Raw genomic sequence first — 26,649 nt, forward strand, 5'->3', positions numbered from 1 at the left:
CCTCAGCCTTCAGGTACTGCGCGTGTCCAAGATGATGGTCTTTACGGGGAACGCTAACCCCGATCTGGCTCGGCGTGTCGTACGTCAGCTGCATATCCCTCTCGGTGACATCTCTGTCGGTAAATTCTCCGACGGCGAAATTACAGCCGAGATCAATGAAAACGTTCGCGGTAAAGACGTCTTCATTATTCAGCCGACTTGCGCTCCGACCAACGATAACCTGATGGAACTGGTAGTGATGGCTGATGCCTTCCGCCGCTCCTCGGCTACTCGTATCACTGCTGTTATTCCTTACTTTGGTTATGCCCGTCAGGATCGCCGTCCGCGTTCCGCACGTGTGGCTATCAGCGCGAAAGTCGTGGCTGACATGCTTACCGTAGTCGGCATCGACCGTGTTCTCACGGTTGATCTGCATGCTGACCAAATCCAGGGTTTCTTCGATATTCCGGTAGATAACATCTACGGCTCCCCGGTTCTGGTGGATGACATCGAAGATCAGCGCTTCGAAAACCTGATGATCGTGTCCCCGGACATTGGCGGCGTCGTGCGTGCACGTGCCGTTGCCAAATCCCTGGGCGTGGATCTCGGGATCATCGACAAACGCCGTGAGAAAGCCAATCACTCTGAAGTGATGCATATCATCGGTGATGTCGAAGGGCGTACCTGTATTCTGGTCGATGACATGGTCGATACCGCCGGCACCCTGTGCCACGCGGCCAAGGCCCTGAAAGAGCATGGCGCTGCCAAGGTTTTCGCCTACTGCACACACCCTGTGCTGTCCGGTCGGGCGATCGAAAACATCGAAAATTCCATGCTGGACGAACTGGTGGTGACTAACACCATCCCGTTGTCCGCTGCTGCACAAGCCTGCTCGCGTATCCGTCAACTGGATATCGCGCCGGTAGTTGCCGAGGCGGTTCGCCGCATCAGCAATGAAGAATCGATCAGTGCGATGTTCCGCTAAGGGCCCTGCCCTTCTCGAAATGTCTCGTTGACGAAAAGCGCCCCGCCCCGGCATTCCTGTCGGGGCGGGGCTTTTTTGCCCATATCGCCTTTAGCGCTGGTCGCAAACGCTGGGGCGAATGTGGTTATTTTGGAGATACAACATGAACGATTTTACCCTGAATGCTGAAGTGCGTTCCGACCTGGGGAAAGGTGCGAGCCGCCGCCTGCGTCGTCTCGCAAGCCTGGTTCCAGCTGTAGTTTACGGTGGCGAAAAAGCCCCTGAATCCATCAGCATGCTGGCCAAAGAAGTTGCCAAACTGCTCGAAAACGAAGCGGCTTACAGCCACATCATCGAGCTGAACGTTGGTGGCACCAAGCAGAACGTCGTGATCAAAGCCCTGCAGCGTCACCCGGCCAAAGGCCACGTGATGCACGCTGACTTCGTACGCGTAGTAGCTGGCCAGAAACTGACCGCTATCGTTCCAGTGCACTTCATCAATGAAGAAGCACCGACCAAGAAAGGCGGCGAAATCTCGCACGTTGTTGCCGAGATCGAAGTTTCCTGCCTGCCGAAAGATCTGCCTGAGTTCATCGAAGTCGACCTGGCTAACGCTGAAATCGGTTCGATCATTCACCTGTCGGACCTCAAGGCTCCTAAAGGCGTTGAGTTCGTGGCCCTGGCACACGGTGATGACAAGGCTGTTGCCAACGTCCACGCTCCACGTGTTGCCCCAGAAGCTGCAGAAGGCGCTGCAGAGTAATTTTACTCTGTACGCCGGAGTGACCGGAAACATCGCGGACTAGAGCATAGCGAGAAAGCGGGCGAGAACGCGGAGTTTACATCATGGTAAATGAGCAATTTTCGTCCACTTTCGCCGCTCTCCCTGATTGCGGCGATGTTATCCACCACTCCAAGGAAGGGCCCCTATCGTGACTGCCATCAAACTGATCGTTGGCCTGGGAAATCCAGGCGCTGAATACGAACAGACCCGGCATAACGCAGGGGCCCTTTTTGTTGAGCGCATCGCGAACGCACAAGGCGTGAACCTTGTGGCGGACCGCAAATATTTCGGCCTGACCGGGCGCTATTCGCATCAGGGTCAGGATGTTCGTCTGCTGATTCCCACCACGTACATGAACCGCAGCGGCCAGGCCGTGGCGGCACTCGCCGGTTTCTTCCGCATCAAGCCTGAAGAAATCCTCGTGGCGCACGACGAACTCGACCTGCCACCCGGCGTTGCCAAGCTCAAGCAGGGCGGCGGCCATGGCGGTCATAACGGGTTGCGCGACATCATTGCGCAACTGGGCAATCAGAATACCTTTCATCGCCTGCGGCTTGGCATTGGCCACCCGGGCGTTGCCAGTATGGTTTCAAATTTCGTCCTGGGTCGTGCGCCACGCGCCGAACAGGAAAAACTCGATGCCAGCATCGACTTTGCCCTCGGCGTGCTGCCGGATATCCTCGCCGGGGAATGGAACCGCGCGATGAAAAACCTGCACAGCCAGAAGGCCTGACTCTTATCCGAGGGGAAACACCATGGGATTCAATTGCGGCATCGTCGGCCTGCCTAACGTCGGCAAGTCCACCCTGTTCAACGCCCTGACCAAATCCGGGATCGCGGCCGAGAACTTCCCCTTCTGCACCATCGAGCCGAACAGCGGTATCGTGCCGATGCCGGATCCGCGCCTGGATGCCCTGGCAGCCATCGTCAATCCAAAGCGCATCCTGCCGACCACCATGGAATTCGTCGACATCGCGGGCCTGGTCGCCGGCGCCTCGAAAGGTGAAGGCCTGGGCAACAAGTTTTTGGCCAACATCCGTGAAACCGATGCCATCGCCCACGTGGTCCGCTGCTTCGAAGACGAGAACGTGATTCACGTCTCCAACAGCGTCGACCCGAAACGCGACATCGAAATCATCGAGCTGGAACTGATCTTCGCCGACCTCGACAGCTGCGAGAAGCAACTGCAGAAAGTCGCGCGTAACGCCAAGGGCGGCGACAAGGACGCAGTGGTCCAGAAAGGCCTGCTGGAGCAACTGATCGCTCACTTCACCGAAGGCAAGCCGGCGCGCAGCCTGATGAAGAACATGGGTGCCGACGAGAAAGCGGTGATCAAGGGCTTCCATTTGCTGACCACCAAACCGGTCATGTACATCGCCAACGTCGCTGAAGACGGTTTCGAGAACAACCCGCACCTGGACGTTGTACGCGCTATCGCCGAAGAAGAAGGCGCCGTGGTTGTGCCGGTGTGCAACAAGATCGAAGCGGAAATCGCCGAGCTCGATGACGGCGAAGAGAAAGACATGTTCCTTGAAGCCCTGGGCCTCGAAGAGCCTGGCCTGAACCGCGTGATCCGCGCCGGCTACGAAATGCTGCACCTGCAGACCTACTTCACCGCCGGTGTCGAAGAAGTCCGCGCCTGGACTGTCCGCGTCGGTGCCACCGCACCTCAAGCCGCTGGCGTGATCCACACCGACTTCGAAAAAGGCTTCATCCGCGCCGAAGTGATCGCCTACAACGACTTCATCCAGTACAAGGGCGAAGCCGGTACCAAGGAAGCCGGTAAATGGCGCCTGGAAGGCAAGGATTACATCGTCAAAGACGGCGACGTGATGCACTTCCGCTTCAACGTCTAACGTTATACAGAGCGAAGCACCCGCCCAAGAAAAAGCCGCGTTTGATACGCGGCTTTTTTGTGAGAAATTCAAAAGATCGCAGCCTTCGGCAGCTCCTACAGATGAACGGCGTAGGAGCTGCCGAAGGCTGCGATCTTTTAGCTCTATGCCTTTTTGGTTCGCGGCAGGAAGATCGCCAACACCCCGAACAGCGGCAAGAACGAGCACAGGAAGTACACGTACTCGATGCCGTGAATGTCCGCCAGATGCCCCAGCAACGCCGCGCCAATCCCGCCGAAGCCGAACATCAAGCCGAAGAACACCCCGGCGATCATCCCGACATTTCCCGGCACCAGTTCCTGGGCATACACCACAATGGCCGAGAACGCCGAGGCGAGGATGAAGCCGATGACGACGCTGAGGATGCTGGTCCAGAACAGGTCGACATGGGGCAGCAACAATGTGAACGGCGCAACGCCGAGGATCGAGAACCAGATCACCGCCTTGCGCCCGATCTTGTCGCCGATCGGCCCGCCAAAGAATGTCCCCGCCGCGACCGCGCCGAGAAACAGGAACAGGTGCAGCTGCGAACTGGCCACCGACAGGTCGAACTTCTCGATCAGGTAGAAGGTGAAGTAGCTGGTGAGGCTCGACATGTAGAAATACTTGGAGAACACCAGCAATCCGAGCACCACCAGCGCACTCGTGACTCGGCCCTTGGACAGGCCGTGAGTCGCTGCCTGGCCTTGCTTGAGCTTGAACAGGTTCAAGTGGTTGGCGTACCAGCGGCTGATCCGATAAAGCACGAACAGCGCAAACACCGCGAACAGGCCGAACCAGGCCACGTGCCCTTGACCGTAGGGAATGATGATCGCCGCCGCCAGCAACGGGCCGAATGCCGAGCCTGCGTTACCGCCGACCTGGAAGGTCGATTGCGCCAACCCGAAGCGCCCGCCCGAAGCCAGGCGCGCCACGCGGGACGCTTCCGGGTGGAAGGTCGATGAACCGATGCCGATCAGCCCCGCCGCCAACAGGATTAGCGGGAAACTGGCGACCACCGACATCATCAGAATCCCGACCAGGGTGCAGACCGTCCCCGCCGGCAACAACCACGGCTTGGGATGGCGGTCGGTGTAGTAACCGACCCACGGCTGCAGCAGCGAGGCCGTCAACTGGAACGTCAAGGTGATCAGGCCGACCTGGGTGAAAGTCAGACCATAGTTGGCCTTGAGCATCGGATAGATCGACGGCAGCACCGACTGGATCAGGTCGTTGATCAAGTGCGCCAGCGCCACCGCGCCGATAATGCGCATCACCAGGGGACTGCTTTGGGGCGTAGCGGACGCCGGCACAGAGCCGGACTGGGCGTTGCTGATAGCCATGGGAATTTCCAGACAACAGGAGGTACAAACGTGCAGGTGCGTCAATGTGCCATTTTTCAGGGCAGCAACGCCATCCCCTTAGCCTGCTAACGACCTCGATTTTTCATCGCCACAACCTTGATGGCGCAAAGCCATGGTCTGAATCTTGCCTTCCTTGTCTGCTTGAACGCGGCTTCCTTACAAAGGAGACCGACAATGGGAAGTTTCGCTACAGAGTCAGCCTACAGAGCGGACAAGGGTGAACTTTCGAGGCCTTTTTAGAGGGCACGAGTCGGGGGTGCGATAACCTCCGGCGCACGCCAATAGTGCGTGGTGTCCAGAGGAGTCATGGGGCATGCAGGCTTTTTTATCACCGGGGATCGGGCTGCTGGGGCGTTTTGGCTTCGCACGTAAATTCCAGCTGTTGTTTCTGCTGTTTATCCTGCCGCTGGCCGGCAGCCTGTGGATGATCGGCCAGGACTATCGCGACAAACTCAGCCTGATCTCCGGCGAACGCGCCGGGGTGCGGCAACTGCTTGCGCTTGATGCGCTGGATGACCTGCTCGCCGCCCAGCGTGATCGCGCCGCCCGGTGGCGCGCCACCGAAACCAATCGCCAGCCAACGCCGGCCACCCTCGCCGCGATGGCCGCCTTCGATGCGGTTCAGCCCGCCGTCATCCAGGCCACTGCCGAGCTGGGCCAGGCCCTGCAAAAAGAAAGTGCCGAGGGCGAAACGCTGTCGCGTTATCAGGCCCTGCAAACCGCCCTCGATGGCCTCAACTCAAAAAGCCTGAGCAATGTTGGCTGGTGGCCGGATGGCTATGATCGCTCCACCAACGCCTTGAGCGCCCTGCAAGCCTTGCGCGAGCAGATCGCCATGGACAATCGCCTGACGCTGGCACCTTGGCTGGAGACTTATTTGCTGACGCAGATCTCCACCCAGCATGCGCCGGACCTGATCGAACGGGTCGGTCGGCTCGCGGCGGTGGGCCAGGCGTCGGTGGTGTCCGGACAATTCACCCTGCAAAGCCGCCTGCAACTGCGCGACCTGCGCAGCCGCATCGGCGATGCGCGAGAGCAACTGGTGAAAACCGCTGGCCTGCTCGAAGCGCGCTTGCCCAGCGCCCTGCAAACCTGGGCCGGGCAATACCATGACAACCTCAAGCGCCTCGATGCGGGCCTGAAGGTGCTGGATGACGGCGTGTTCGGCGGCAGCATCAACCTCAAGCCGGAGGACTTCGAACGCAGTCTCGATGCCCTGCTCTCCGACCTCGCCTCGTTGCGCCAGCAGTCGCTGGTGTCGCTGGATCAACGCCTGGATTACTACCACGGCTCGGCGATCCGCCAGTTCGTCGTGGTGGCCGCCGTGCTGGGCTGCCTGCTGTTGGCCGCGCTGTATCTGTTCATCTGTTTGCAGGCCTCGATCCGCCGCAGCGCCAGCGGCATAACAGTGCTGGCCGAGGCCTTGCGCGATGGCAATCTGAGCCTGCAAGTGCCGGTTCAAGGTCGGGACGAACTGGCAGTCATCAGCACCGCGCTGAACGTCGCCGTGGTGCAACTGCGCACCAGCCTGCAAGGGGTGGATCACGAAACCCTGCAACTGAGCAACGCGGTAAAAACCCTCAACCATCATTCCAGCGACGCCCTGGGCGAAGTCGAAGCCCAGCAGTTGCAGATCAGCCAGATTGCCGCAGCAGCGACGCAACTGGCCGCCACCTCCCAAGGAGTGGCCCACAGTTGCGAACAGGCGTCCGGCAGCGCCCAGCACACCCGGCGCATTGCCGCCGACAGCAGCCGTGACAGCCAGCGCACCACCGCGAGCATCCAGCAACTCAATCAACGCCTGAACGAGACCGCAGCGGCACTCGGCCGGGTCAGTGAACAAGGACAGCAGATTCAACTGGTGGTCGACACCATTCGCGGCGTCGCCGAGCAGACCAACCTGCTGGCACTCAACGCCGCCATCGAGGCGGCACGGGCGGGCGAGCAAGGGCGAGGCTTCGCGGTGGTGGCCGATGAAGTGCGCAGCCTGTCGCAACGCACGCAATCGTCGACTGCACAGATTGCCGGCACGGTCGACAGCCTGCGCAACACGGTGAATGAGGCCGTTAGCCTGATGCAAGCCGCGTGCAGTCAGGCAGAGTCCGATGCACAAGCGGTCACCGGTCTCGGTGAACGGCTTGGGGAAATCGCCAGCGCGGTGCAGAGCGTCACCGATACCCTGGCGCAAATCGCCACGGCAGTGGAAGAACAGGCCTGTACCGCCGACGAGGTCAGCGGCAATATCCAGCAGGTAGATCAAGCGGCGGTGCGCTTGCTCGAAGGTGCGCGCGCGGTGAACCAGGCTGCGGACACCTTGAGCCACGGCAGCAAGGCCTTAAGCGACAATACCGGGCGCTTCCGCTTGAGTTGAGTCCGCCAGGACTTTTCAGGGGCGAATCACCGCCTCCGGGAAGTCCTGCTCCAGTTCGCTCTTGAGCCAGTCGATAAACCACGCCACATCCGCCGAGAGCTCGGCGGACGGCGTCAGCACCCGGTAGCTTTCCAGCTTCACTTGCGCGTCCACCACCCGCACCAGCTTGCCGCTATGGAGTTCTTCGCGCACCAGCACTTCGTTGGCCAGCGCAATGCCCTGCCCGCTCTCGGCCACCGAAAGCGCGTGGTCGTTGTTGACGTAGAGCATGTCCGAATTGAGGTGGATGTCGAGGTCGTTGGCGGCGAACCACAGGTTCCACCACTCGCCGTCATCGACGTGGATCAGGTTGTGCTTCACCAGGTCCGCGGGGCTATCGATGGGCTCGACGCTGGCCAGATAATCGGGGGAACAGATCGGAAACACCCGAGGACAAATCAGGCTGGTGCGCGAGTGGGCGTATTGGCCGTCCACCCCGTAGACGATGCCCAGGTCAGCGCTTTTGCCATCCACTTCGGTGAAGGTCGAATTGGGTTCGATGGCGAACTTCAAGCCCGGGCGCAGATGACGCATGGCCTCGATCCGCGGCATCAGCCAGCGCTTGGCGAACCCCGGCACTACCATGATGCGCAGCCAACGTTCGGCGTGTTTTGGCTGCGCCTCTTTTCCGGCCTCGATGATCAGCTGCAAGGCAGCGGTGATCTTGCGGTGGTACTTCTCCCCCGCCACCGTCAGATTGACCCCGCGAGAGGTGCGCTCGAACAGTTGGATGCCGAGCCAGTCTTCCAGCAACTTCACGTGACGTCCGATGGCCGGCTGGGTCACGTGCAGGGCCTTGGAGGCTTCGACATAGCTGCCCAACCGGGCCGCGGCATCAAAGGCACGCACCGCGTTGAGTGGCGGCAAACGGTGGTCAGGCATGGTTTCCGGGCGCCTTCTGCTGTTAAATTTTTTAACAACCCCTATGTTAAAATTGAAGTTTCGCCCCCGCAACCCCTCGCTGATAATCGATCCACAGCAGAACAAAAAAACAGCTGGTTACAACACCCGAACGCAATCTCGATCCTGCCCAGAAAAATAATATCCATGGCCCGACGGCACAGCTGTTTTCAGCACGTGCACAGGCGATGGGGGAATCGGAGGTAACGCATGAATGCCCTGCATTCGCTGCAAACGCTGGCGGTGTCCATCCGCTCAGTGCGCAAAGTCTACGGTGATCCAAAGACTGGCCCGGTGGCGCTGAAAAGCATCGACCTGGACATTCGCGACAACGAATTCTTCACCCTTCTCGGCCCTTCGGGCTGCGGCAAAACCACCCTTCTGCGGATGATCGCCGGGTTCGAATTCCCTACCGAAGGCGAGATTCTGCTCTACGGTGAAAACATCGCCGATCGCCCGCCTTTCCAGCGCCCGGTCAACACGGTGTTCCAGCATTACGCGCTGTTCCCGCACATGACCATCGCCGAGAACCTGGCCTTTGGTCTTGAGTCCCACCCGATGGGCAAAGTCCTGAACAAAACGCAAATGGCCGAACGGGTGCGCGAGATGCTCGCCCTGGTGCAAATGGAGCGCTTTGCCAACCGCAAGCCAGCGCAGCTGTCCGGCGGTCAGCAACAGCGCGTCGCCCTCGCTCGTGCGTTGGCGCCGCATCCCAAAGTCTTGCTGCTCGACGAACCGCTCTCGGCGCTGGACCTCAAGCTGCGCCAGGCCATGCGCGAAGAGCTGAAAACCATTCAGGCCCGCACCGGCATCACCTTCATCTTCGTCACCCATGACCAGGAAGAAGCTCTGACCATGTCCGACCGCATCGCCGTGTTGTCCGAAGGCGAGGTGCAGCAGGTCGGTCGTCCGGAAGACATCTACGAACGCCCGCGCAATCGCTTCGTGGCGGACTTCATCGGTGAAACCAACTTCATCGAAGGCACGGTCACCCGCGTCGAAGACGGCCTGGCCTGGTTCGCCGGCCCGGCCGGTCATCCGCTGCCTGCACAGCCATGCAGCGATGTGCGAGTCGGGGCCAACGTCGCATTGTCCGTGCGCCCTGAGCGTCTGCATCTGGTGCCGGGCAATACCGAATGTGCTTTGCCGTGCCGGATCGAAGCGCAGATCTACCTCGGCACCGACCTGCAATACCAGGTCAGCCTGAGCGACGGTTCGCGCCTCACCGTGCGCACCCCCAACTGCGTCGACCAGAGCAAACGCTTCGCCGTCGGCAGCCAGGCCGGTCTGTTGTTCGACCAGGGTAGCGCCAGCGTCCTGCACGATTGAGCACGAGGAATTGCCATGCACGCTTTACCGATTGCCAATACCCTGGAACGTCGGCGGGCCTTCCAGAGCTTTCTCGGGGTCAGCCCGGCGCTGATCGCCATCGGCCTGTTCCTGATCGTGCCGATCCTGATCGTCATCGGCTACTCGCTGATGGAGGCCAACCCCTACGGCGGGGTGAACAAGGTATTCAGCAGTGACGCCTACACCTCGCTGCTGTTCGAGCGCCAACTGGACGATAGTCTGGCCTTCGCCGACTCCTACCTGATCATCGCCTTGCGCTCCATCGGCATTGCCGGGCTGACCACCCTCATCACTTTGCTGATCGGTTTTCCGGTGGCGGTGTGGCTGGCCATGCAACCTCCCCATCGTCGCGGCTTGTTGATCTTCCTGATCACCGTGCCGTTCTGGGCCAACCTGTTGATCCGCACCTATGCGTGGATTCTGCTGCTGCGCAACACCGGGGTGATCAACAACAGCCTGATCGGCCTCGGGGTCATCGACCAGCCGCTGCAATTGCTCTACACCGACGGCGCGGTACTGCTGGGGCTGGTTTATACCTACGCGCCCTTCGTCGTGCTGCCGATCTACGCCACCCTGGAAAAAATGGACATCCGCCTGCTCGAGGCCGCTCAGGACCTCTACGCCGGACGCGTTCGAACCTTGCGCAAGGTGGTGTTGCCGATCGCCAAACCGGGGATTCTCGCCGGCGCCATCCTCACCTTCGTGCCTTGCCTGGGCGCGATGATCGCTCCGGAACTGCTCGGCGGTGGCACGCGGATGATGCTCGGCAACCTGATCTTCCGCCAGTTCAGCGATGCGCGTAACTGGCCATTCGGCGCGGCCCTGTCGCTGGTGCTGATGGCGGCGGTGATGTTGGTACTGACGGTTTATGCCTTGCGTGCCGAGCGCCAGCGCATCGCCAAAGGAGGTGCGTGATGATCGGCCTGTTCAAACGCAACACGCTGGGCGTGCAGGATTTCCCGGGCTTTGGCGGATTCAGTTTGCTGTTCTACCTGTACCTCTACGCGCCGATCGTGGTGCTGGTGGTGTTCTCGTTCAACGCCAACCAGTCGGCCACGGTGTGGACCGGTTTCAGCTTCGACTGGTATCGCGCGGCCTTCGCCAACCAGGCCCTGCGCCAAGCGGCAGGCAACAGCCTGTTGATCGCAGTCTGCGCCAGCATGGTCGCCACGGCCATCGCCACCCTCGCCGCCCTCGGCACTTCACGAGGTGCGAAGTTCAAGGGCCTGCAACTGTCCATGGGCGCGATCATGTTGCCCCTGGTGCTGCCGGAAATCGTGGTCGGCGTCGCAACCCTGGCGCTGTTCTCCACCATCGGCCTGTCCCTGGGCTACGGCAACCTGATCATCGCCCATACGGTGTTCTGTATTCCGTTTGCCTTTCTGCCGATTCGGGCACGCCTGAACGACATGGACCTGTCCCTGGAACAGGCCTCGGCCGACCTGTATGCCGGCCCGTGGCGGACCTTCCGCAAGGTCACCCTGCCGCTGCTGATGCCGGGGATTTTCTCCGGGCTGATGCTGGCCTTCATCGTGTCGCTGGATAACTTCGTGATCTCGATGATGGTCTCCCAGGCCGGCACCACGACCTTGCCGATCTTCATCTTCGGCCTGTTGCGCATGGGCGTGACACCGGACGTCAACGCCGTCTCGACCTTGATCCTGGGCGTCTCGGTGCTGTTCGTCACGCTCTCTTATCTGCTGGGCAAAAAGAAAACCTGAACCTTCTACGTACTGTGGGGAAATAGCATGAGCAAGTTGATTGCAAGCATCGGCACTTCGTTGTTCCTGACTTTACCGCTGACCATGGCCGGCAGTGTTCAGGCCGCGGAAAAACTCAACGTGGTGAGCTGGAGCGGTTACTTTTCGCCGGAGATTCTCGCCAAATTCCAGAAGCAGACCGGCATCGAGGTCACCGTCGACTCCTACGATTCCAACGAAACCCTGCTGGCCAAATTGAAACAGGGCGGTGCCGGTTATGACGTGGCGATCCCGTCGCACCAGTTCGTGCCGATCCTGATCAAGGAAAAACTGCTGGAGCGTTTCGACCCGGTCAACCAGCCCTACTACGCCAGCGTCGTCGACAACCTGAAAAAACCCACCTGGGACCCGGAAGGCGCTTACTCGGTGCCGTTCATCTGGGGCACCACCAGCGTGGTGCTCAACACCGAGCGCTACAAGGGCCCCACCGACAGCCTCAAGGTGCTTTACGAGCCACCGGCCGAGCTGCAAGGGCGGATCAATATGTTCGACTCGGTCAGCGACGTGGTGGACATGGCCAGCCTGTACCTGAACATTCCGCTGTGCAGCGAAGACCCGAAGCAGATGCAGCAGGTCCTGACCTTGCTCAAGGCGCAGAAACCCTTCGTCAAGACCTACAGTTCCAAGGCCGGTTCGATCCGCGAAAACCTCGCCTCGGGTGAAGTCGACATGTCGACCTTCTGGGGCGGCTCGTCGATGCGCGCCCGGGAGATGAAACCGAGCCTGAAATACCTGTACCCGAAAGAAGGTGTACTGGCCTGGGTCGACAACATGGTCATCCCGACCGGCAGCAAGAACCCGGCGAACGCCAAGGCCTTCATTGCGTTCCTCAGCCAGCCTGAAAACGCGGCGATGACCCAGAACTTCCTCAAGCACCAGAGCCCGATCAAGGGTGTGGAGCCGTTCCTCGATGCGGGCCTGAAAGACGCCCCGGAACTGCACATTCCCGAAGGCACCAACGTGGTGTTCAGCAAGACCTGCGGCGAAGGCGCGATCCGCCTGGCCGACCGTCTCTGGACCAACCTGATGCGTTGATCTCTACCGCCCCGACGCGATGGCGGGGCGTTTTTCCAGCCGTCTGAAAGGCCGCTTGCAATGAACTCTAATAACATCAGCGAACTGGTCCTGTTGCAGGCCCATGAGCTCGCCGAACGCATCCGCCTGCGCCAGGTTTCCTGCCGGGAAGTGATGCAGACTTATCTTGCCCACATCGAACGCTTCAACCCGCAGGTCAATGCGCTGGTGAGCCTGCAAGCGCCAGAAGACCTGCTGGCCCAGGCCGATATCCGCGACGCCGAACTGGCGAAAGGCCAATACCGTGGCTGGATGCACGGCCTGCCCCACGCAATCAAGGACTTGTCCCTGACCCGCGGCATCCGCACCACACTGGGTTCGCCGCTGTACAAGGACTTCATCCCCGAGCGCGACGGCATCATGGTCGAGCGAATCAAGGCCGCCGGCGCGATCATCATCGGCAAGAGCAACACCCCGGAATTCGGCCTCGGTTCGCAAAGCTATAACCCACTGTTCGGCGCGACCGGTTGCGCCTACGACCCGAGCAAGACCGCTGGCGGCAGCAGCGGCGGCGCGGCGGCGGCGCTGGCCATGCATCTGGTGCCGGTGGCCGACGGCAGCGACATGATGGGCTCGCTACGCAACCCGGCGGCCTTCAACAACATCTTCGGTTTTCGTCCGTCCCAGGGCCGCGTGCCCTTCGATGACAGTGCCGACCTGTTTATCGACCAACTCGGCTACGAAGGCCCCATGGCCCGCAGCGTGCGCGATGCGGCGTTGCTGTTGTCGGTGCAGGCCGGAGCCGATGCGCGGGCGCCACTGTCCATTGCCGAGCCCGGAAGCGCCTTTGCGGCACCGCTGGATCGAGACTTCAAAGGCACGCGTCTGGGCTGGCTCGGCGACTTCAACGGCTACCTGCCGATGGAGCAAGGCATCCTCTCGCTGTGCGAGAAGGCCTTTGCCGACTTCGAAAACCTGGGTTGCCACGTTGAACCGGTTCAGTCCGAATTCGCGCCAGAGAAGCTGTGGAGCAGTTGGCGGACGTTGCGTCACTGGATGGTCGCCGGCTCGTTGGGCGCAGCATATGCCGACCCGCAAAAACGTGCGCTGTTGAAACCGGAAGCCAGCTGGGAAGTGGAAAACGGCCTGAAACTCTCGGCCACCGATGTGTTCGCCGCCTCGGTAACGCGCAGCGACTGGTATCGGGCGATCTCCAGGCTATTCGAAAAATACGACTACCTGCTGCTGCCCAGCGCCCAGGTGTTCCCGTTCGATAAAACCCGACCGTGGCCCGCCACCATCGAAGGCGTGACCATGGACACTTATCACCGCTGGATGGAGGTGGTGATTCCCGGCACCTTGTCCGGCTGCCCGGTGGCCAACGTACAGGTCGGCTTCAACGCCAGCGGCCTGCCCATGGGCCTGCAAATCATCGGCCGACACCAGGCCGACTTCGCTGTCCTGCAACTGGCGCACGCGTACGAACAGGCCAGCCGCTGGTTCCAGCGCTGCCCTTCACCGCTGCTCGGAGGGTCGATTTTGCTAAAGAGTTGATAAACGGTTGAAAGCGCAGAGAAATATTTTAGATTTATGCTTGACGCATCCCCGTTACCGGTGAATAATGCGCGCCACTTGGCTACATAGCTCAGTTGGTTAGAGCATAGCATTCATAATGCTGGGGTCCGGGGTTCAAGTCCCTGTGTAGCCACCAAGTACTAAAAACGGCTTACCGCAAGGTAAGCCGTTTTTTTATGCCTCGAGAAAAGTGCACTGCGGCGACAGGAAATCCTGTGCCGCAGTATTGAAGTTATCGCATCGGATTTCGAATGGCTGCCAAGGCAGACAGGGGCAGGTCCCCTACCCCCTATGGCAGCAGAAACGTCATTGCCCGCGAAGGCGCTCGATGAAGCCCGCGATTCGACCGCAGGCATCACTGAGCGCTGCGTCGGAGACCGTGAACGAGATGCGTACGAAGCCAGCGGTGCTGGCGCCAAAAGCGCTGGCATCGAGTACGGCAACACCGGTTTCACGGAACAATTGCCAGGCAAAGTCAGTGCTCGACAAGCCCGTCTCCCGCACATCCACCAGCATGAACATGCCAGCCTCAGGCACCTTGCACTTGAGCAGCGGCACGTGGCGCAATCCTTCGACCACCAGGTCTCGGCGCCGGCGGTAAAGAGCCTGCCCTTCCCCGACCACTTGCTCATCCAGCTCCAGTGCCTTGAGCGCAGCGGCCTGGATGAATCCCGGCAAGCCGTAGAGCATGCACAGCAACAGGTTATCGAGGTGACCGATCAGCTCTTGCGGTCCCACCACCCAGCCTACACGCCAGCCGGTCATGGCATGGGATTTGGACAGACTGTTAAGCACCACGGTGCGCTCGGCCATGCCCTCAAGGGTGGCCACGCTCTGGTGCGGACGGTCATAGGTCAGTTGACCGTAAACCTCGTCGCTGATAACCCACAGGTTATGGCGTTGAGCAAGCAGCGCAACGGCCTCCAGTTCCTCGCGGGTGTAGACGTTGCCGGTGGGATTGTTCGGCGTGGCCAGGGCAATGCCACGGGTCTTGTCGGTCACCACCGCTTCCAGCGCGGCCAGGGTCAGGCGGAAGCCTTCTTCGGCCGGCTGGGCAATCGGCACCAGGCTTGCACCTGATGCCTGGATGCTCGCTGCGTACGTCAGGTACATGGGTTCCGGCACCAGCACTTCATCGCCTTGTTCGAACAGGCACATGGCCGTGGCATACAAACCGTTCTGTGCACCGGCCACCAGTGCCACGCTGTCGGCGGACACCGGTTGGCCGAGCAATGCCGACTGCTTGGCGGCAATCGCTTCGCGCAGGGCCGGGCGACCGATCACGTGGGTGTAGTGGGTATCGCCCTCATTGATTGCCTGAACCGCTGCCGCGCAGATTTCATCGGCAGTGGCGAAATCCGGATCGCCGATGCTCAACACGATCGCATCTTCACCGCGAGCCTGTGCATCACAGGCCGCGTAGTGAATATCCCAGGCGGTGACAGTTTCGCCACTGATGCGTTTGACCATGGACGAATATTTCATATGAAACTCCTTTTGAGCCCTTGGGCCGATGTGTCCATCGACCTTGAAGTCAGGCCTGACGTTGCGGCGTTTTGCCTATCCGGGCAAAACCTTGCTCAATGACAATCGCCAGGATGATGTAGATCACCGCCACCACCAGCAGCGGCTCATAGACGCGTAATGTTTGCGAACGCACAAGGTTTGCCGCCCCCAGCAGGTCGGTGACCGCCACGGTCGAGGCCAGCGCCGTGGCCTTGAGTAGCATCACGCTTTCCCCGGCCAATGTCGGACGCAGCATCTGCAAGGCACGCGGCATCCACACCCGGCGCAATACCAGCCAGGGGCGCATGCCATAGGCTCGCGCGGCTTCCAGTTCGCCGCGCGGTACCGCGCGCAAGCCACCGCGCAACACTTCACCGACGTACGCGGAAACGCTCAAGGTCAGCGCGAACGCCACGTACCAGAAGCCTTCTCGCAAGTACGGCCAGAACATACTGCCGCGAATCAACGGGAAGGTCGCAAAAACACTGCCCACGCCGTAGTACAACACATAGATCTGCACCAGCAGTGGCGTACCCCGCAGCACGCTGGTGTAAAAGCGCAGTCCGTTGGACAGAAAGCGGTTCTTCGACAAGCGCCCCAGCGCCACAAGCACCGCCATGAAAAAGCCGATAACCCCCGAGATCAGCAACAGCTGCAGGGTCAGTCCGGCACCCTTGACCAGCTCCTGGTAAAAATTGCCCAGCCAATGAAAGTCCATGCCCGCCCTCCCCTTATGCGTGCCGTGGCATCCAGCGTTCGAAGCGCACTTCGACCCGCCGGAAGACCGAGCTGGAAACCAGCGTGATCAGGTAATAGAACGCAGCCACGGCGAGGTAAAACAGCAAATAGTGCTTGGTCGATGCCGCTGCCTGGCGGCCGGCTGTCAGCAACTCGCTGTAACCCACCACGCTGATCAAGGCGCTTTCCTTGACCAGCACCAGCCACAGGTTGGATAACCCGGCGATCGCGAAGGGCAGCATGCACGGCAGAATCACCCTCCTCACCAGCAAGCTGCGGGAGATTCCGTAGGCGCGCGCCGCTTCAATCTGACCGTGGGGGATGGACTCGATCGCACCGCGAATGATTTCCCCCGAATAGGCGCCCTGCACAATGCCCAGCACCACCACGGCAGCCATGAACCCGTTGATCTCGACGCTCGGCTGGCCGAATGCGGCCAGCGTCAGGTTGATCAGATCGGCACCGGCGTAGTAGAGCAGCAGGATCAGCAGCAATTCCGGCACCGCGCGGTAGAGCGTGGTGTAGCAATTGGCGCAAACGACCATCCAGCGCGGTCCCTTGAGCTTGGCCATGGCCACGACCAGGCCGATGGCCAGCCCCAGGACAAAAGCCCCCAGGGAAATCCCCAGGGTCTTGATCATCCCCTGGGCCAGGGCCTGGAGCCAGCCATCGCTGAAGAACAGCCGGGAAATATCAGAAAGTGTCATGAGCACACCTGTGTCGGGTTTGCCTGAAGAAGCTGATTACTCAAGGGCCGAGATATCAGACTTGAAGTAGCGCTCACGGATCTTTTCGTAGCTGCCATCGGCACGCAGCGATTGCAGCGCCACGTTCAAGCGCTCGCGCAGGGCATCGTTGCCTTTGCGCACACCCGCGCCCACACCGTCGCCAAACAGCGGATCAAGCGGCGCCACGCCTTTGCTGGCGAGCATCGAGTTGTCGGGGTTGTCCAGCAGCGGCTCAACCACCAGCTGGTCGGCCAGCATGATGTCGACGCGTCCACTGCGCAGGTCCGCGAGGATGTCGTCCTGGTCGTTGTAATAACGGATGGTGGAGGTTTCGCCGTAGTACTTCTTGACGAACGCGGAGTGGGTGGTCGAACCCTGCACACCAATGATCTTGCCCTTGAGGCCGGCCGGGGTCGGTTCGAGTTCCATGCTGCGATCACCGATCCACAGTGCGCAGGTGAAGAAGTACGGCTGGGTGAAATCGATCACTTGCTGACGTTCGGGAGTGATCGACAACGAATTGAGCACCACGTCCACCTGTTGCGACTTCAGGGCCGGAATCAGGCCGTCCCAGGACATTTCGTTAAGGCTGCAATCGGCCTTCATGCGCTCGCACACCGCGGTGATCATCTCCGGTTCAAAGCCACTCCACTCGCCCTTGCCGCTCTTGAAGGAGAACGGCGGGTAAGGTTCCAGGGCGATACCAAACACCAGTTTGTCAGCAGCGAACGAGGTACTGGCGATGCCGGCCAGCAGGCAGGCTTGCAGGGTGATCAACAGAGTTTTCTTCATGTCTTGATGCCTCTTTTCAGGTTGTAGTTATCGAGGTGAAAACATCAGTGCGGGTTATCCGCGGTTGTCCTGGGCCATTACGAATTGCCGGCAACGCTCACTGCGTGGATCGAGCAATACCTGCTGCGGCGTACCCTCTTCTTCGATCCGGCCTTGATGCAGATAAATGACCTTGCTCGATACGTCGCGGGCAAAGGCCATTTCGTGGGTAACCAGAATCATCGTCCGCCCCTCTTCGGCGATGCCCTGAATCACCCGCAACACTTCGCCCACCAGTTCAGGGTCCAGGGCCGAGGTCGGCTCATCGAACAGCATCACTTGCGGGCGCATGGCCAGAGCGCGGGCAATCGCTACGCGCTGCTGCTGGCCACCGGACAGAAACGAGGGATACACGTTTCGCTTGTCGATCAGGCCGACTTTTTCCAGCAAGTGCTCGGCATGCGCCGTGGCTTCCTTGCGGTCCTCGCCGAGTACGTACACCGGCGCTTCGATAACGTTTTCCAGCACGGTGCGATGGGGCCACAGGTTGAAACTCTGGAACACCATGCTCAAGCGCGTGCGCAGACGCTCGACCTGACGCGGATCGGCGATCTGCGCGACCCCACCGCGCCCCGACTTCAAACGCACTTCTTCGCCGTTGATTCTCAGGCTGCCGCTGCAGGGGATTTCCAGCAGGTTGATGCAACGCAGCAAGGTACTTTTGCCCGAACCACTGGAGCCAATCAGCGAGACCACCTCGCCCTCTTTGGCGCGCATCGAAATGCCCTTGAGCACGTGGTGATCGGCATAGCTCTTGTGCAGGTCATTGATGGCGACGACCGCTGTGTCAGTGTGTGGCTGGGGGATATTCACGTGGGTGAGTGCTTGCACGTCTGGATCCTCGAATTCTGATTGTTCAGGCAGGCCGGGCAACGCCACGACTATTCGTCGTCGCGCGCCGGAATCCACCACTCTTCGCCACGCACGGTGCGTATGTACTCCGGCCAGCGGAAGCGATGAGGGGCTTGAAAGTCGGCCGGCAACAGCGGCGCCTGCCAGTGCTCACCGCCGATGCCACCGCCGGTGCGCTGGTTGAACTCGGCCTTGGCGGCCTTGAGCAAATCGGCGTTGCAGAACAGATCGAGCAAGGTGTTGGCAATGGTTTTCGCTGCCACTTCGATCATCGGATCGATGGTCTGCGGTATGCCGCCCAAGGCATTGGAAACCCAATCCGGGTACACATGGCCGGCGGGAGCGCTGAGCATCGGGCGGGCCACCAGCAGACGCACCGTCGGGCAATGCCAGGTGTATTCGGGGTAGTCGTCGGAGGTCAGGTACTTCTGCCATGCCGGCATTTGCAGGCGCATCTGCCGTTCGCATTCCTGCGGGTCGATCAGCTGTTCAGTGGCCGGCAGGAAAGGTTCCGCCATCGGGTCCAGACCGAGATTGCTCTGGATCTGGCGGGCAATCTCACAGGCTTCAGCCCCCCATTGCGGTGCACCGACGGCGGCCAGGTTGCTGTATGTCGCACGCGCCAGCACGTGGTTGGGCAGACCGCCACGGGACTTGCAGACCCAGGTCTTTTTCCACTGGCAACCGGTGGCCATCGCCGCAGCGGCGGCGTTGTTATCCATCACCTGGGAAATGGTTTCGGCCTGCTCGATCGAATCGCAACGCAGCAGGTACTGGATCTGTGACAGGTGCGGTGGCAGGTTGTCGGCGGTGGCCTGCCCGGCCGTCAGGATGGCCTCGTTGTAACTCCACAAACCGGTGAACGGCAGGGTCGAACGGCGCAGGCTTTCGTTGAGGTTGTAGAAGTGCATCAGCGCATCGTTGGCGCCCGGTGCCCGCGCAGCCAGGTGATTCTGCGGAATCGGACTATAGCGGTCGGCGGCAATCCAGTTTTCCGGGTCTTCGCAGGTGAAGCTGTAGATGTAGGCGTAAGCAATGCCGCAATGGGTATCCCAGGTGGTGGTGTTGTTCAGCGGCAACATGTAGGTGGGGTGAAAGCTGATCGCCGCATCCAGGTTGTCGTAGTAACCCTTGGCGGCGTGTACGGGTTTGGACGCACGGAGCTTTTCCGCCGGCTCACCAAAGAAACGAATGGTGCCCTCGATGCCGAACTCAAGCATCGCCGCCTTCGCCGCGAGCACCCCGCCCAACGCACTGATGCCGAGCGCAGAATGTGGGTCGGTGTGGCCCGGGGCGAAGCGCGACAAACCTTCGCGGGGCATCTTGCGGGTGGTGGCAGCCTGGCAGTTGCCGGGGACTGCATCGTATTCGGCGTAGGTCGCCAGCACCGGTCCCTGGCCATTACTGAAGGTTGCGCAAAACGCGGTGGGCATGCCGCCGCTGTTTTCTTCGACGGTGAAACCTTCCTTGCGCAACAGATCCACATACCAGGCACAGGATTTGTACTCGCGAAACGCGGGCTCCGCGTAGTGCCAGATGATCTGGTGCCAATCCGATAACTGCTGACGATGCTGGTCGATCCACTTCAGGGCAAATCTCTTCTGCAATTCCATGCGGTTCACTCCTAACGGTTCAGCAAATGGCGGCTCAGGCAGACAGGAAAGCGGCAGCGTCCAGCTCCAAAAGAATCGGCTGACGTGTGTGGGCCTGGCTGGCAAGTACCTCGCGCAACTGCTCAAGGCTGCTTATGGCGATGTGGGCGACGTGGCAGGACTTGGCCAATGCGGCAAAGTCCGGTGGCAGGATGTCCACACCCAATGGGGGAATATCGCGGTTGGTCATGTAGTCGCGGATTTCGGCATAACAGTTGTTATTCCAAAGCACCACGATCACCCCCAACTCCGCTTCACGGGCGGCAATCAGTTCGGCACTGGAGAACTGCACACCGCCATCGCCGACCACAGCGACCACGGGACGATCGGGCGCGGCGAGCTTGGCGCCGATGGCCGCCGGCAGGCCGTAACCCAAGGTGCCAAAGCCTGTGCCGGCGTTGAACCAGCTGTTGGCTTGCGGGGCGCGATAACCCAGCGCGCCCTGATACACCGGCTGGGTCGAGTCGCCGACCACGATCGGTGCGGGCAGGCTGTCGCGCAGGGTATCGAGCATCTGCTGCATGACGTTCTGCTTACTGCTCCAGCCGGACCGTTCGGCAGCGTTGACCTGTGCCACACGCTGATATGCCCAGTTGCTGGCGGGGGCTTCAGGCACTGCCGCCAGGAGCGCTTGCAGCCCTTGCCCGGCATCGCCCAGCAAGCCCACGTCGGCGCGTACCTCCCCCAGGATCTGCAATGGATCGATGTCCAGGCGAATCAGCGGCGCATTGAGTGACAGCGGGCCCAGACCGAAGAAGTCGTAATCGGTTTCCCCCAATTCGGTACCGACCGCCAATACCACGTCGGCTTCGGCAAACAGTACACGGCCATGAGCCGACGACTGCACCCCGTCCAGCAACAGCGGGTGCTCCGGCGCCAGCAGGCCACGGGCATTGGTGGTCAGGGCGACCGGCGCCTGCAACTTTTCCGCCAGCGCCTGCACCAGTGGGCCTGCACCTCGGGCGCCGCCACCGGCGAGGATCAACGGCTTGCGGGCCGCCGCCAGCAGTTTCACCGCCGCCGCAATATTCGCGGCCGCCGGCGCCGGGGCTTGCGGCAAGGTACGTGGGCGCAGGTCGAGGTTGTCGGCCGGCATTTCCAGCACGTCCAACGGAATTTCGATGTGCACTGGGCGCGGGCGGGCACAACCGAACAGCGCGAAGGCGCGGGCAAGCACTTCCGGCAATTCCTCGGGGCGCTGCAAGGTATGGCTGAAGGCGCAGACCCCGGCGACCACTGCACGCTGGTCGGGCATTTCATGCAGGTAGCCGTGACCCAGGCGTTGATGTTCGCGGCGGCTGGTGGTGGAAATCACCAGCATCGGCACCGAATCGGCGTAGGCCTGGCCCATGGCGGTGAGGATGTTTGTCATGCCGGGGCCGGTAATGATGAAGCACACGCCTGGCTTGCCGCTGGCCCGGGCGTAGCCGTCCGCCATGAACCCTGCACCCTGTTCGTGACGCGGGCTGATGTGGCGCAGAGAACTGCCGTGCAGCCCGCGATAAAGTTCGACCGTGTGCACACCGGGAATGCCGAACACCGACTCCACGCCGTAGCCTTCAAGTAACCGGACGAGCGCCTGGGCACAACTGGTCATGCGAGCACCTCTTTATTCTTATTGGGAATGTCAGGCTCACAGAGACCTGAACCGAGGGCCCTAGTATTGGTGACGAAACGATTACATCAATCGAAATAAATTTGCGTCACCGTCAAATTTTATTGAACAGTCTTGTTGAGCATTTGGGCACATCACTGTCGGTCAATGGATCATTTTGCTCACCAGTGACGGGCAAATTATTCGATTGTTGGGGCCACTCATTTTCATAAAGATGGAACCCTCGGCACTTGCCCCCTCTGTCTCAAGGAACGCTTTATGCGCGTCGAGCATCAGCCCCTGTTGACCCGCAACCCCTGTACCCAGCGGCACCTGATCAGCGTCCATTACGGCCAGCCGGGACGCGCCGGCAAGGTTTATCTGCAAGCCAGCCTGCACGCCGACGAATTGCCCGGCATGCTGGCGCTGCATCATCTGCGTGAAATGCTCGACAGTGCCGAGGCCCGCGGACAGATCCTCGGGGAGATCGTGCTGGTCCCCATCGCCAATCCGATTGGCCTCGAACAGACCTTGATGCACGACGCGATGGGGCGTTTCGATTTCAACAGCGGTGAGAATTTCAATCGCCGTTATCCTGATTTGGCCGAGACAATCAGAGATCGGCTGGCCCATGAACTGACCGGGGATGCCGATGAAAACCGGCAGATTATTCGGCGGGCCATGGCCAGTGCCCTGAAACAGATCCGCCCGACCAGCGAGATCGACTCGATGCGCCAGGCACAATTGCTGCTGGCCCACGACGCCGATTTCGTCCTCGACCTGCATTGCGATGCCCAGGCCGTGGTTCACTTGTATGGAGAAACGCCCTGTTGGTCGCAGATCGAACCGCTGGCACGCTACATCGGCGCACAGGCCAGCCTGCTGGCGAGCGGTACGGGCGCCGGTTCGTTTGACGAGGCATGCAGTCAACCCTGGTGGCGTCTGGCTGAAGCGTTTGCCGGACGCTTTCCGATCCCTTCCGGCTGCGTCGCCGCCACCGTCGAGTTACGCGGCGAAGCGGATGTCGATCATGCATTGGCCCGCGTCGATGCCGCCGCGCTCTACGCCTTCCTGCAACACCGGGGAATCCTCGCCGGCACACCGCCGCCGATGCCCGCCCTGCTCCAGCCCGCGACGCCCTTCGATGGCTCGCTGACCTTGCGCGCCCCCTGCGCCGGGCTCGTGGTGTTCCTGCACAAACCCGGCGCGTGGATCGAGCGTGATGAACCGGTGGTGCACGTCATAGACCCCATCACTGGCGCTACGCAGGTTGTATGCAGCACCACCCGTGGTGTGATGTACATGCGCAGTGCGATTCGCTTTGCGGCAGCGGGCGTCGAACTGTGCAAAGTGGCCGGGGCTACGGCACTCGAAGGCGGTGTGATGGTTTCGGCGTGATGGTGACGCAGCGCGCGTGCCGCGGTCACAGGCAAGCCTGAACCGCAGCCTTCGAGCCACTGAGTCGTGTCAGTTGCGAACCGTCGGTAATGCCGACAACGCCCGCTCCCAGATCTGCCAGGTGCGCAGCCAGACCATCGCCTGCCAATCACTATCGGCAGGATAGAACTGCTCAAGCAGATTCAGCTTGATCTCGCGCCCTGTCGCGTCATTCGGGTTGCCGTGCAGATGCAGCCAGTGGTCATCGCGCAGATGACGGTGAACGTTCGGCCCCGGATAAGTCCCGCACTCGATGACAAACGGCATCAGCCGCACCTGCGGCAGCGCATTGATCAGCGCCTGCGAGGTATAGCCGGTGGCCGTTGCCGCCACGCCGGTTTCGCTGACAGTGTCGGCACCGGTTTGCAGGCTGTAGAGCCACGGGCCATAAATCGCCTGCGCATCCGCCAGTGCCGGATAGGCGGACTCGGTGATGGTCAACAACATCGGATGACCGTACTCGCCAGCGCCCGTGTGCAGGTCGAAACACATGGCGACCTCGGCATGGGCCACGTGCGTTTGCACGATCCGGTGCAGCGTGCGGTTCGACCAACTCGGCGCCAGCCCGCCGAAAAACAGGCCGTCGGGATGAGCATGCTGACCGCCCTCGACAATCGACATGACTGCCGGCCAGCCGTGCAGGCGAATTTGCTCGTCGAGCAAGGCATCGGCACGATCACGCTGCGGGCCGTGCAACTGCGGGCAGGCATAGATTTCATGCAGGGCGTTATAGGCCTGGTTGTCTGGCAGCGGTCGCTGGAAATCCAGGTGATTGCGGTTCAGGTCAATGTTGTCTTCATTGACCCGCCGCAACCACGCCATGCCCCAAGGGTTGATGGCATGGATCATGACCACGGCGACGTCCGTTGGCAGGGAACGCTTGCCCAACTCCTGCAGCCATTTGATCTGGCAGCCCGAGCCATAGAAGCCTTCGACCCCGTGAGTGCCGCTCAACGCAATCAGCAGCCGCTTGGCGCCCGGATCACCCAGCACCGCCACATCGGTACTCAGGGGTTCGCCGAACGGTCCTTTGAGCGGGTGTGGATACTCCGTCAGCGTTGCGCCTGCCGTGGTCGCTGCGGCCAGGAACTGTTCACGCTGGGTGCGATAGCTGGACTGGGTGGGGAACTCGGTTTGCATGTCTGCCTCTTGTTGATTTTCCGGCCTGCCTGTTGGCCACGACCCTACAGAAAATCCCGCCATTGATGAAGGACAAAAACATCGGTGCCGCAGGCCTCGGTTTGCGTCCCTCCCGGTCGGCCGATAAAGTCGGCTGATTGTAGATCCAACGGACGGAGTACCCCACGTGTTCTCAACCTACCCTTTGCGCCGCTATCGCCTGCCAGCCCTGATTCTGCTCGCCAGTACCCTGACCCTGGCCGCGTGCAACAACGCCTCGGTGCCGACCCTGCCGCTCGCACCGGAAAGCGCTTCCGGCTTCCGCACCGACCTGAAAACTCAACACGCCGAGAAATACATGGCCGCGGCGGCCAACCCGTTGGCGGCCGAAGCCGGGCGGGAGATGCTGCGCCGGGGCGGCTCGGCCATCGACGCGGCGATTGCGATGCAAGCGGTGTTGACGCTGGTCGAGCCACAGTCTTCGGGCATCGGTGGCGGCGCACTGATCGTACTCTGGGATGGCAAGGCCGTGCGCACCTACGACGGACGTGAAACCGCCCCGGCCGGCGCCACCGAGAAGCTTTTCCTGCAAGCCAATGGACAACCGATGGGGTTCACCCAGGCGCAGATTGGCGGTCGCTCGGTGGGCACACCTGGCGTGCTGCGCGCCCTGGAACTGGCCCATCAAAAACACGGACGCCTGCCCTGGGCGCAGCTGTTTGAACCGGCCATCCGGCTCGCCGAGCAAGGCTTCGCCATTTCGCCACGCCTGCACCGGTTGATCGCCGCGGATTCGTCCATGCCGCGCTCAGCGGAAATGATGGCTTACTTTCGCAATGCCGATGGCAGCCCGAAAGCCGCCGGCACAAACCTGAAGAACCCGGCACTGGCCGCCGTGCTCAAACGCATCGCCCATGAAGGCCCGGATGCCCTGTACAAAGGCCCGGTCGCCGAGGAAATCGCGGCCAAAGTTCAGGGACACGCCAACCCCGGCAGCCTGTCCCTGACCGATCTCGCCAACTACCAGGCCAAGGAGCGCGCGCCGCTGTGCACCGACTACAAGCGCTGGCAGGTCTGCGGCATGCCGCCGCCGTCGTCGGGCGGGATCGCCGTGGCGCAGATCCTCGGCACGCTGCAAGCCCTGGAGACTCGCGATAAACGCCTGGCGCTGGCACCACTGAAACCGGTCAAGACCACGGCCCCGGCCGGTATCGAACCCGACCCGCAAGCCGTGCATCTGATCGCCGAAGCCGAACGCCTGGCCTACGCCGACCGTGCTCAATACTTAGCCGATACAGACTTCGTGCCCGTGCCGGTCAAGGGCCTGGTCGACCCGGCCTACCTCGCCAGCCGCGCCGCCCTGATCGGTGAACGCAGCATGGGCACGGCCAAACCCGGCACTCCACCGGGCATCCGGGTGGCCTATGCGCCGGACCGTTCGCCGCTGCGGATTTCCACCTCGCAAGTGGTGGCCGTCGATGACGCAGGCGGCGCCGTGTCGATGACCACCACCATCGAGTCAGCGTTCGGCTCGCACATCATGGTTCAGGGTTTCATGCTCAACAACGAGATGACCGACTTCTCGTTCATCCCCGAGGAAAACGGGCAAAAAGTCGCCAACCGCGTCGAGCCCGGCAAACGCCCGCGATCCTCCATGGCCCCGACCCTGATCTTCGACCGCCAGAACGGCGAATTCCTCGCCACCGTCGGTTCCCCCGGCGGCTCGCAAATCATCGAATACGTGGCCAAATCCACCATCGGCCTGCTCGACTGGAACCTCGATGCCCAAGCCGCCATCAACCTGCCCAACTTCGGCAGCCGCAATGGCCCGACCGAACTGGAACAGGGACAGTTCAGCCCGATGCTGATTCAGGCGCTGAAAGACAAAGGGCACAGCGTGAGCGAGATCGACATGACCAGCGGCACCCAGGCGATCGTCCGGGTCAAGGACGCCCAAGGCAAAGCATCGCTGACAGGCGGGGCCGATCCGCGGCGTGAAGGGCAAGCGTTGGGGGATTGAGTCGTACATGGGGATGAGAAAAGGCTTACCGGTGGGTAGGCCCTTTTTATAGGCAAAGAGTCCTGGTCGCCTCTCTCCCGCTGCTTTTTCCTACCCGCAAATAATTGCGTACTGGTTAGAGTTTCCGCGCCGCGTACCTAAAATTTATCGGCACTCACAAGCAGTACGACACGGTCGACGCTGATAACGTCGAAATGG

General features: G+C 61.1%; 22 protein-coding genes and 1 tRNA gene. 13 read left to right on the plus strand and 10 right to left on the minus strand.

All coding sequences use genetic code 11. The annotated features are described in order from the left end of the window. Positions 1-22 precede the first annotated feature (22 nt). The 4 genes from AC3IP0_RS23840 (at position 23) to ychF (ending at position 3,583) form a co-directional block, all read left to right on the plus strand. Positions 23-964 (plus strand): ribose-phosphate pyrophosphokinase, encoded by a 942-nt coding sequence (locus AC3IP0_RS23840; protein ID WP_003208392.1) that lies wholly within the window; start codon positions 23-25, stop codon positions 962-964. A 142-nt stretch (positions 965-1,106) separates the two neighbouring features. Next, on the plus strand, positions 1,107-1,706 hold the full coding sequence (locus AC3IP0_RS23845) for a 50S ribosomal protein L25/general stress protein Ctc (RefSeq protein ID WP_008046051.1): 600 nt from the start codon (positions 1,107-1,109) through the stop codon (positions 1,704-1,706). Between the two features lie 169 nt (positions 1,707-1,875). Beyond that, the gene (gene pth, locus AC3IP0_RS23850; protein ID WP_046030136.1) at positions 1,876-2,460 is read left to right on the plus strand and encodes an aminoacyl-tRNA hydrolase; all 585 of its coding nucleotides are present in this window, start codon (positions 1,876-1,878) and stop codon (positions 2,458-2,460) included. Between the two features lie 22 nt (positions 2,461-2,482). After that, a complete protein-coding gene (gene ychF / locus AC3IP0_RS23855; protein ID WP_150728018.1) occupies positions 2,483-3,583 on the plus strand; it encodes a redox-regulated ATPase YchF in 1,101 nt (366 codons plus the stop codon). Between the two features lie 143 nt (positions 3,584-3,726). On the opposite strand, the gene AC3IP0_RS23860 is transcribed toward ychF, so the two are convergent. After that, a complete protein-coding gene (locus AC3IP0_RS23860; protein ID WP_489326056.1) occupies positions 3,727-4,944 on the minus strand; it encodes an MFS transporter in 1,218 nt (405 codons plus the stop codon). 334 nt (positions 4,945-5,278) lie between these two features. Here AC3IP0_RS23860 and AC3IP0_RS23865 point away from each other — a divergent pair, with 334 nt between their 5' ends. Further along, positions 5,279-7,336, plus strand: a complete 2,058-nt coding sequence (locus AC3IP0_RS23865) for a methyl-accepting chemotaxis protein (protein WP_489326057.1) — start codon at positions 5,279-5,281, stop codon at positions 7,334-7,336. Between the two features lie 15 nt (positions 7,337-7,351). Here AC3IP0_RS23865 and AC3IP0_RS23870 read toward each other — a convergent pair whose 3' ends face one another. Next, complete coding sequence (locus AC3IP0_RS23870) at positions 7,352-8,257, minus strand: LysR substrate-binding domain-containing protein (protein ID WP_489326058.1); 906 nt, start codon at positions 8,255-8,257, stop codon at positions 7,352-7,354. A gap of 228 nt (positions 8,258-8,485) precedes the next feature. On the opposite strand from AC3IP0_RS23870, the gene AC3IP0_RS23875 reads away from it, so the two are divergent. The 6 genes from AC3IP0_RS23875 to AC3IP0_RS23900 all read left to right on the plus strand — a co-directional run bounded on the left by AC3IP0_RS23875 (position 8,486) and on the right by AC3IP0_RS23900 (position 14,110). After that, positions 8,486-9,604: an ABC transporter ATP-binding protein gene (locus tag AC3IP0_RS23875; protein WP_489317216.1), complete on the plus strand. Its 1,119-nt coding sequence runs from the start codon at positions 8,486-8,488 to the stop codon at positions 9,602-9,604. 15 nt (positions 9,605-9,619) lie between these two features. After that, positions 9,620-10,540 carry an ABC transporter permease gene (locus tag AC3IP0_RS23880; RefSeq protein ID WP_489317217.1) on the plus strand — a complete coding sequence of 307 codons (921 nt, stop codon included), beginning with the start codon at positions 9,620-9,622 and terminating at the stop codon, positions 10,538-10,540. Next, complete coding sequence (locus AC3IP0_RS23885) at positions 10,540-11,346, plus strand: ABC transporter permease (protein WP_150756382.1); 807 nt, start codon at positions 10,540-10,542, stop codon at positions 11,344-11,346. The genes AC3IP0_RS23880 and AC3IP0_RS23885 overlap by 1 nt, the downstream gene beginning before the upstream one ends. Before the next feature lie 27 nt (positions 11,347-11,373). Further along, on the plus strand, positions 11,374-12,420 hold the full coding sequence (locus tag AC3IP0_RS23890; protein ID WP_489326060.1) for an ABC transporter substrate-binding protein: 1,047 nt from the start codon (positions 11,374-11,376) through the stop codon (positions 12,418-12,420). A 60-nt stretch (positions 12,421-12,480) separates the two neighbouring features. After that, positions 12,481-13,953: an amidase gene (locus AC3IP0_RS23895; RefSeq protein WP_489317219.1), complete on the plus strand. Its 1,473-nt coding sequence runs from the start codon at positions 12,481-12,483 to the stop codon at positions 13,951-13,953. An 80-nt stretch (positions 13,954-14,033) separates the two neighbouring features. After that, positions 14,034-14,110, plus strand: a tRNA-Met gene (locus AC3IP0_RS23900). Positions 14,111-14,280: 170 nt separating this feature from the next. On the opposite strand, the gene AC3IP0_RS23905 is transcribed toward AC3IP0_RS23900, so the two are convergent. The 7 genes from AC3IP0_RS23905 to AC3IP0_RS23935 are packed head-to-tail and all read right to left on the minus strand — an operon-like array spanning position 14,281 to position 21,878. Continuing rightward, positions 14,281-15,459, minus strand: a complete 1,179-nt coding sequence (locus tag AC3IP0_RS23905) for a pyridoxal phosphate-dependent aminotransferase (RefSeq protein WP_489326061.1) — start codon at positions 15,457-15,459, stop codon at positions 14,281-14,283. Positions 15,460-15,508: 49 nt separating this feature from the next. Further along, a complete protein-coding gene (locus tag AC3IP0_RS23910; RefSeq protein WP_046041852.1) occupies positions 15,509-16,198 on the minus strand; it encodes an ABC transporter permease in 690 nt (229 codons plus the stop codon). Between the two features lie 13 nt (positions 16,199-16,211). Beyond that, positions 16,212-16,925 (minus strand): ABC transporter permease, encoded by a 714-nt coding sequence (locus AC3IP0_RS23915; protein WP_489317221.1) that lies wholly within the window; start codon positions 16,923-16,925, stop codon positions 16,212-16,214. Between the two features lie 36 nt (positions 16,926-16,961). Continuing rightward, positions 16,962-17,738, minus strand: coding sequence for a transporter substrate-binding domain-containing protein (locus tag AC3IP0_RS23920; protein ID WP_489326062.1), 777 nt, complete (start codon positions 17,736-17,738; stop codon positions 16,962-16,964). Positions 17,739-17,792: 54 nt separating this feature from the next. Beyond that, positions 17,793-18,608, minus strand: a complete 816-nt coding sequence (locus AC3IP0_RS23925; protein ID WP_489317222.1) for an ABC transporter ATP-binding protein — start codon at positions 18,606-18,608, stop codon at positions 17,793-17,795. 50 nt (positions 18,609-18,658) lie between these two features. Beyond that, complete coding sequence (locus tag AC3IP0_RS23930; protein ID WP_489317223.1) at positions 18,659-20,242, minus strand: zinc-binding metallopeptidase family protein; 1,584 nt, start codon at positions 20,240-20,242, stop codon at positions 18,659-18,661. Positions 20,243-20,276: 34 nt separating this feature from the next. After that, complete coding sequence (locus AC3IP0_RS23935) at positions 20,277-21,878, minus strand: 5-guanidino-2-oxopentanoate decarboxylase (RefSeq protein WP_489326064.1); 1,602 nt, start codon at positions 21,876-21,878, stop codon at positions 20,277-20,279. A 276-nt stretch (positions 21,879-22,154) separates the two neighbouring features. On the opposite strand from AC3IP0_RS23935, the gene AC3IP0_RS23940 reads away from it, so the two are divergent. Next, a complete protein-coding gene (locus AC3IP0_RS23940; RefSeq protein WP_489326065.1) occupies positions 22,155-23,273 on the plus strand; it encodes a succinylglutamate desuccinylase/aspartoacylase family protein in 1,119 nt (372 codons plus the stop codon). Positions 23,274-23,342: 69 nt separating this feature from the next. Here AC3IP0_RS23940 and AC3IP0_RS23945 read toward each other — a convergent pair whose 3' ends face one another. After that, entirely contained in the window at positions 23,343-24,452 is a 1,110-nt protein-coding gene (locus tag AC3IP0_RS23945; RefSeq protein ID WP_489326066.1) for a DUF2817 domain-containing protein, read from the minus strand. 166 nt (positions 24,453-24,618) lie between these two features. On the opposite strand from AC3IP0_RS23945, the gene ggt reads away from it, so the two are divergent. Further along, on the plus strand, positions 24,619-26,451 hold the full coding sequence (gene ggt / locus AC3IP0_RS23950; RefSeq protein WP_489317227.1) for a gamma-glutamyltransferase: 1,833 nt from the start codon (positions 24,619-24,621) through the stop codon (positions 26,449-26,451). Positions 26,452-26,649: the final 198 nt, after the last annotated feature.

The sequence above is a fragment of the Pseudomonas sp. GL_103 genome (assembly GCF_057835175.1).

Excerpts from the sequence above, each read along its gene's own strand:
- AC3IP0_RS23845 (WP_008046051.1), top strand. The coding sequence starts at position 1,107 with ATGAACGATTTTACCCTGAATGCTGAAGTGCGTTCCGACCTGGGGAAA.
- ychF (WP_150728018.1), top strand. The coding sequence starts at position 2,483 with ATGGGATTCAATTGCGGCATCGTCGGCCTGCCTAACGTCGGCAAGTCC.
- AC3IP0_RS23860 (WP_489326056.1), bottom strand. The coding sequence starts at position 4,944 with ATGGCTATCAGCAACGCCCAGTCCGGCTCTGTGCCGGCGTCCGCTACG.
- AC3IP0_RS23865 (WP_489326057.1), top strand. The coding sequence starts at position 5,279 with ATGCAGGCTTTTTTATCACCGGGGATCGGGCTGCTGGGGCGTTTTGGC.
- AC3IP0_RS23870 (WP_489326058.1), bottom strand. The coding sequence starts at position 8,257 with ATGCCTGACCACCGTTTGCCGCCACTCAACGCGGTGCGTGCCTTTGAT.
- AC3IP0_RS23875 (WP_489317216.1), top strand. The coding sequence starts at position 8,486 with ATGAATGCCCTGCATTCGCTGCAAACGCTGGCGGTGTCCATCCGCTCA.
- AC3IP0_RS23880 (WP_489317217.1), top strand. The coding sequence starts at position 9,620 with ATGCACGCTTTACCGATTGCCAATACCCTGGAACGTCGGCGGGCCTTC.
- AC3IP0_RS23885 (WP_150756382.1), top strand. The coding sequence starts at position 10,540 with ATGATCGGCCTGTTCAAACGCAACACGCTGGGCGTGCAGGATTTCCCG.
- AC3IP0_RS23890 (WP_489326060.1), top strand. The coding sequence starts at position 11,374 with ATGAGCAAGTTGATTGCAAGCATCGGCACTTCGTTGTTCCTGACTTTA.
- AC3IP0_RS23895 (WP_489317219.1), top strand. The coding sequence starts at position 12,481 with ATGAACTCTAATAACATCAGCGAACTGGTCCTGTTGCAGGCCCATGAG.
- AC3IP0_RS23905 (WP_489326061.1), bottom strand. The coding sequence starts at position 15,459 with ATGAAATATTCGTCCATGGTCAAACGCATCAGTGGCGAAACTGTCACC.
- AC3IP0_RS23910 (WP_046041852.1), bottom strand. The coding sequence starts at position 16,198 with ATGGACTTTCATTGGCTGGGCAATTTTTACCAGGAGCTGGTCAAGGGT.
- AC3IP0_RS23915 (WP_489317221.1), bottom strand. The coding sequence starts at position 16,925 with ATGACACTTTCTGATATTTCCCGGCTGTTCTTCAGCGATGGCTGGCTC.
- AC3IP0_RS23920 (WP_489326062.1), bottom strand. The coding sequence starts at position 17,738 with ATGAAGAAAACTCTGTTGATCACCCTGCAAGCCTGCCTGCTGGCCGGC.
- AC3IP0_RS23930 (WP_489317223.1), bottom strand. The coding sequence starts at position 20,242 with ATGGAATTGCAGAAGAGATTTGCCCTGAAGTGGATCGACCAGCATCGT.
- AC3IP0_RS23935 (WP_489326064.1), bottom strand. The coding sequence starts at position 21,878 with ATGACCAGTTGTGCCCAGGCGCTCGTCCGGTTACTTGAAGGCTACGGC.
- AC3IP0_RS23940 (WP_489326065.1), top strand. The coding sequence starts at position 22,155 with ATGCGCGTCGAGCATCAGCCCCTGTTGACCCGCAACCCCTGTACCCAG.
- AC3IP0_RS23945 (WP_489326066.1), bottom strand. The coding sequence starts at position 24,452 with ATGCAAACCGAGTTCCCCACCCAGTCCAGCTATCGCACCCAGCGTGAA.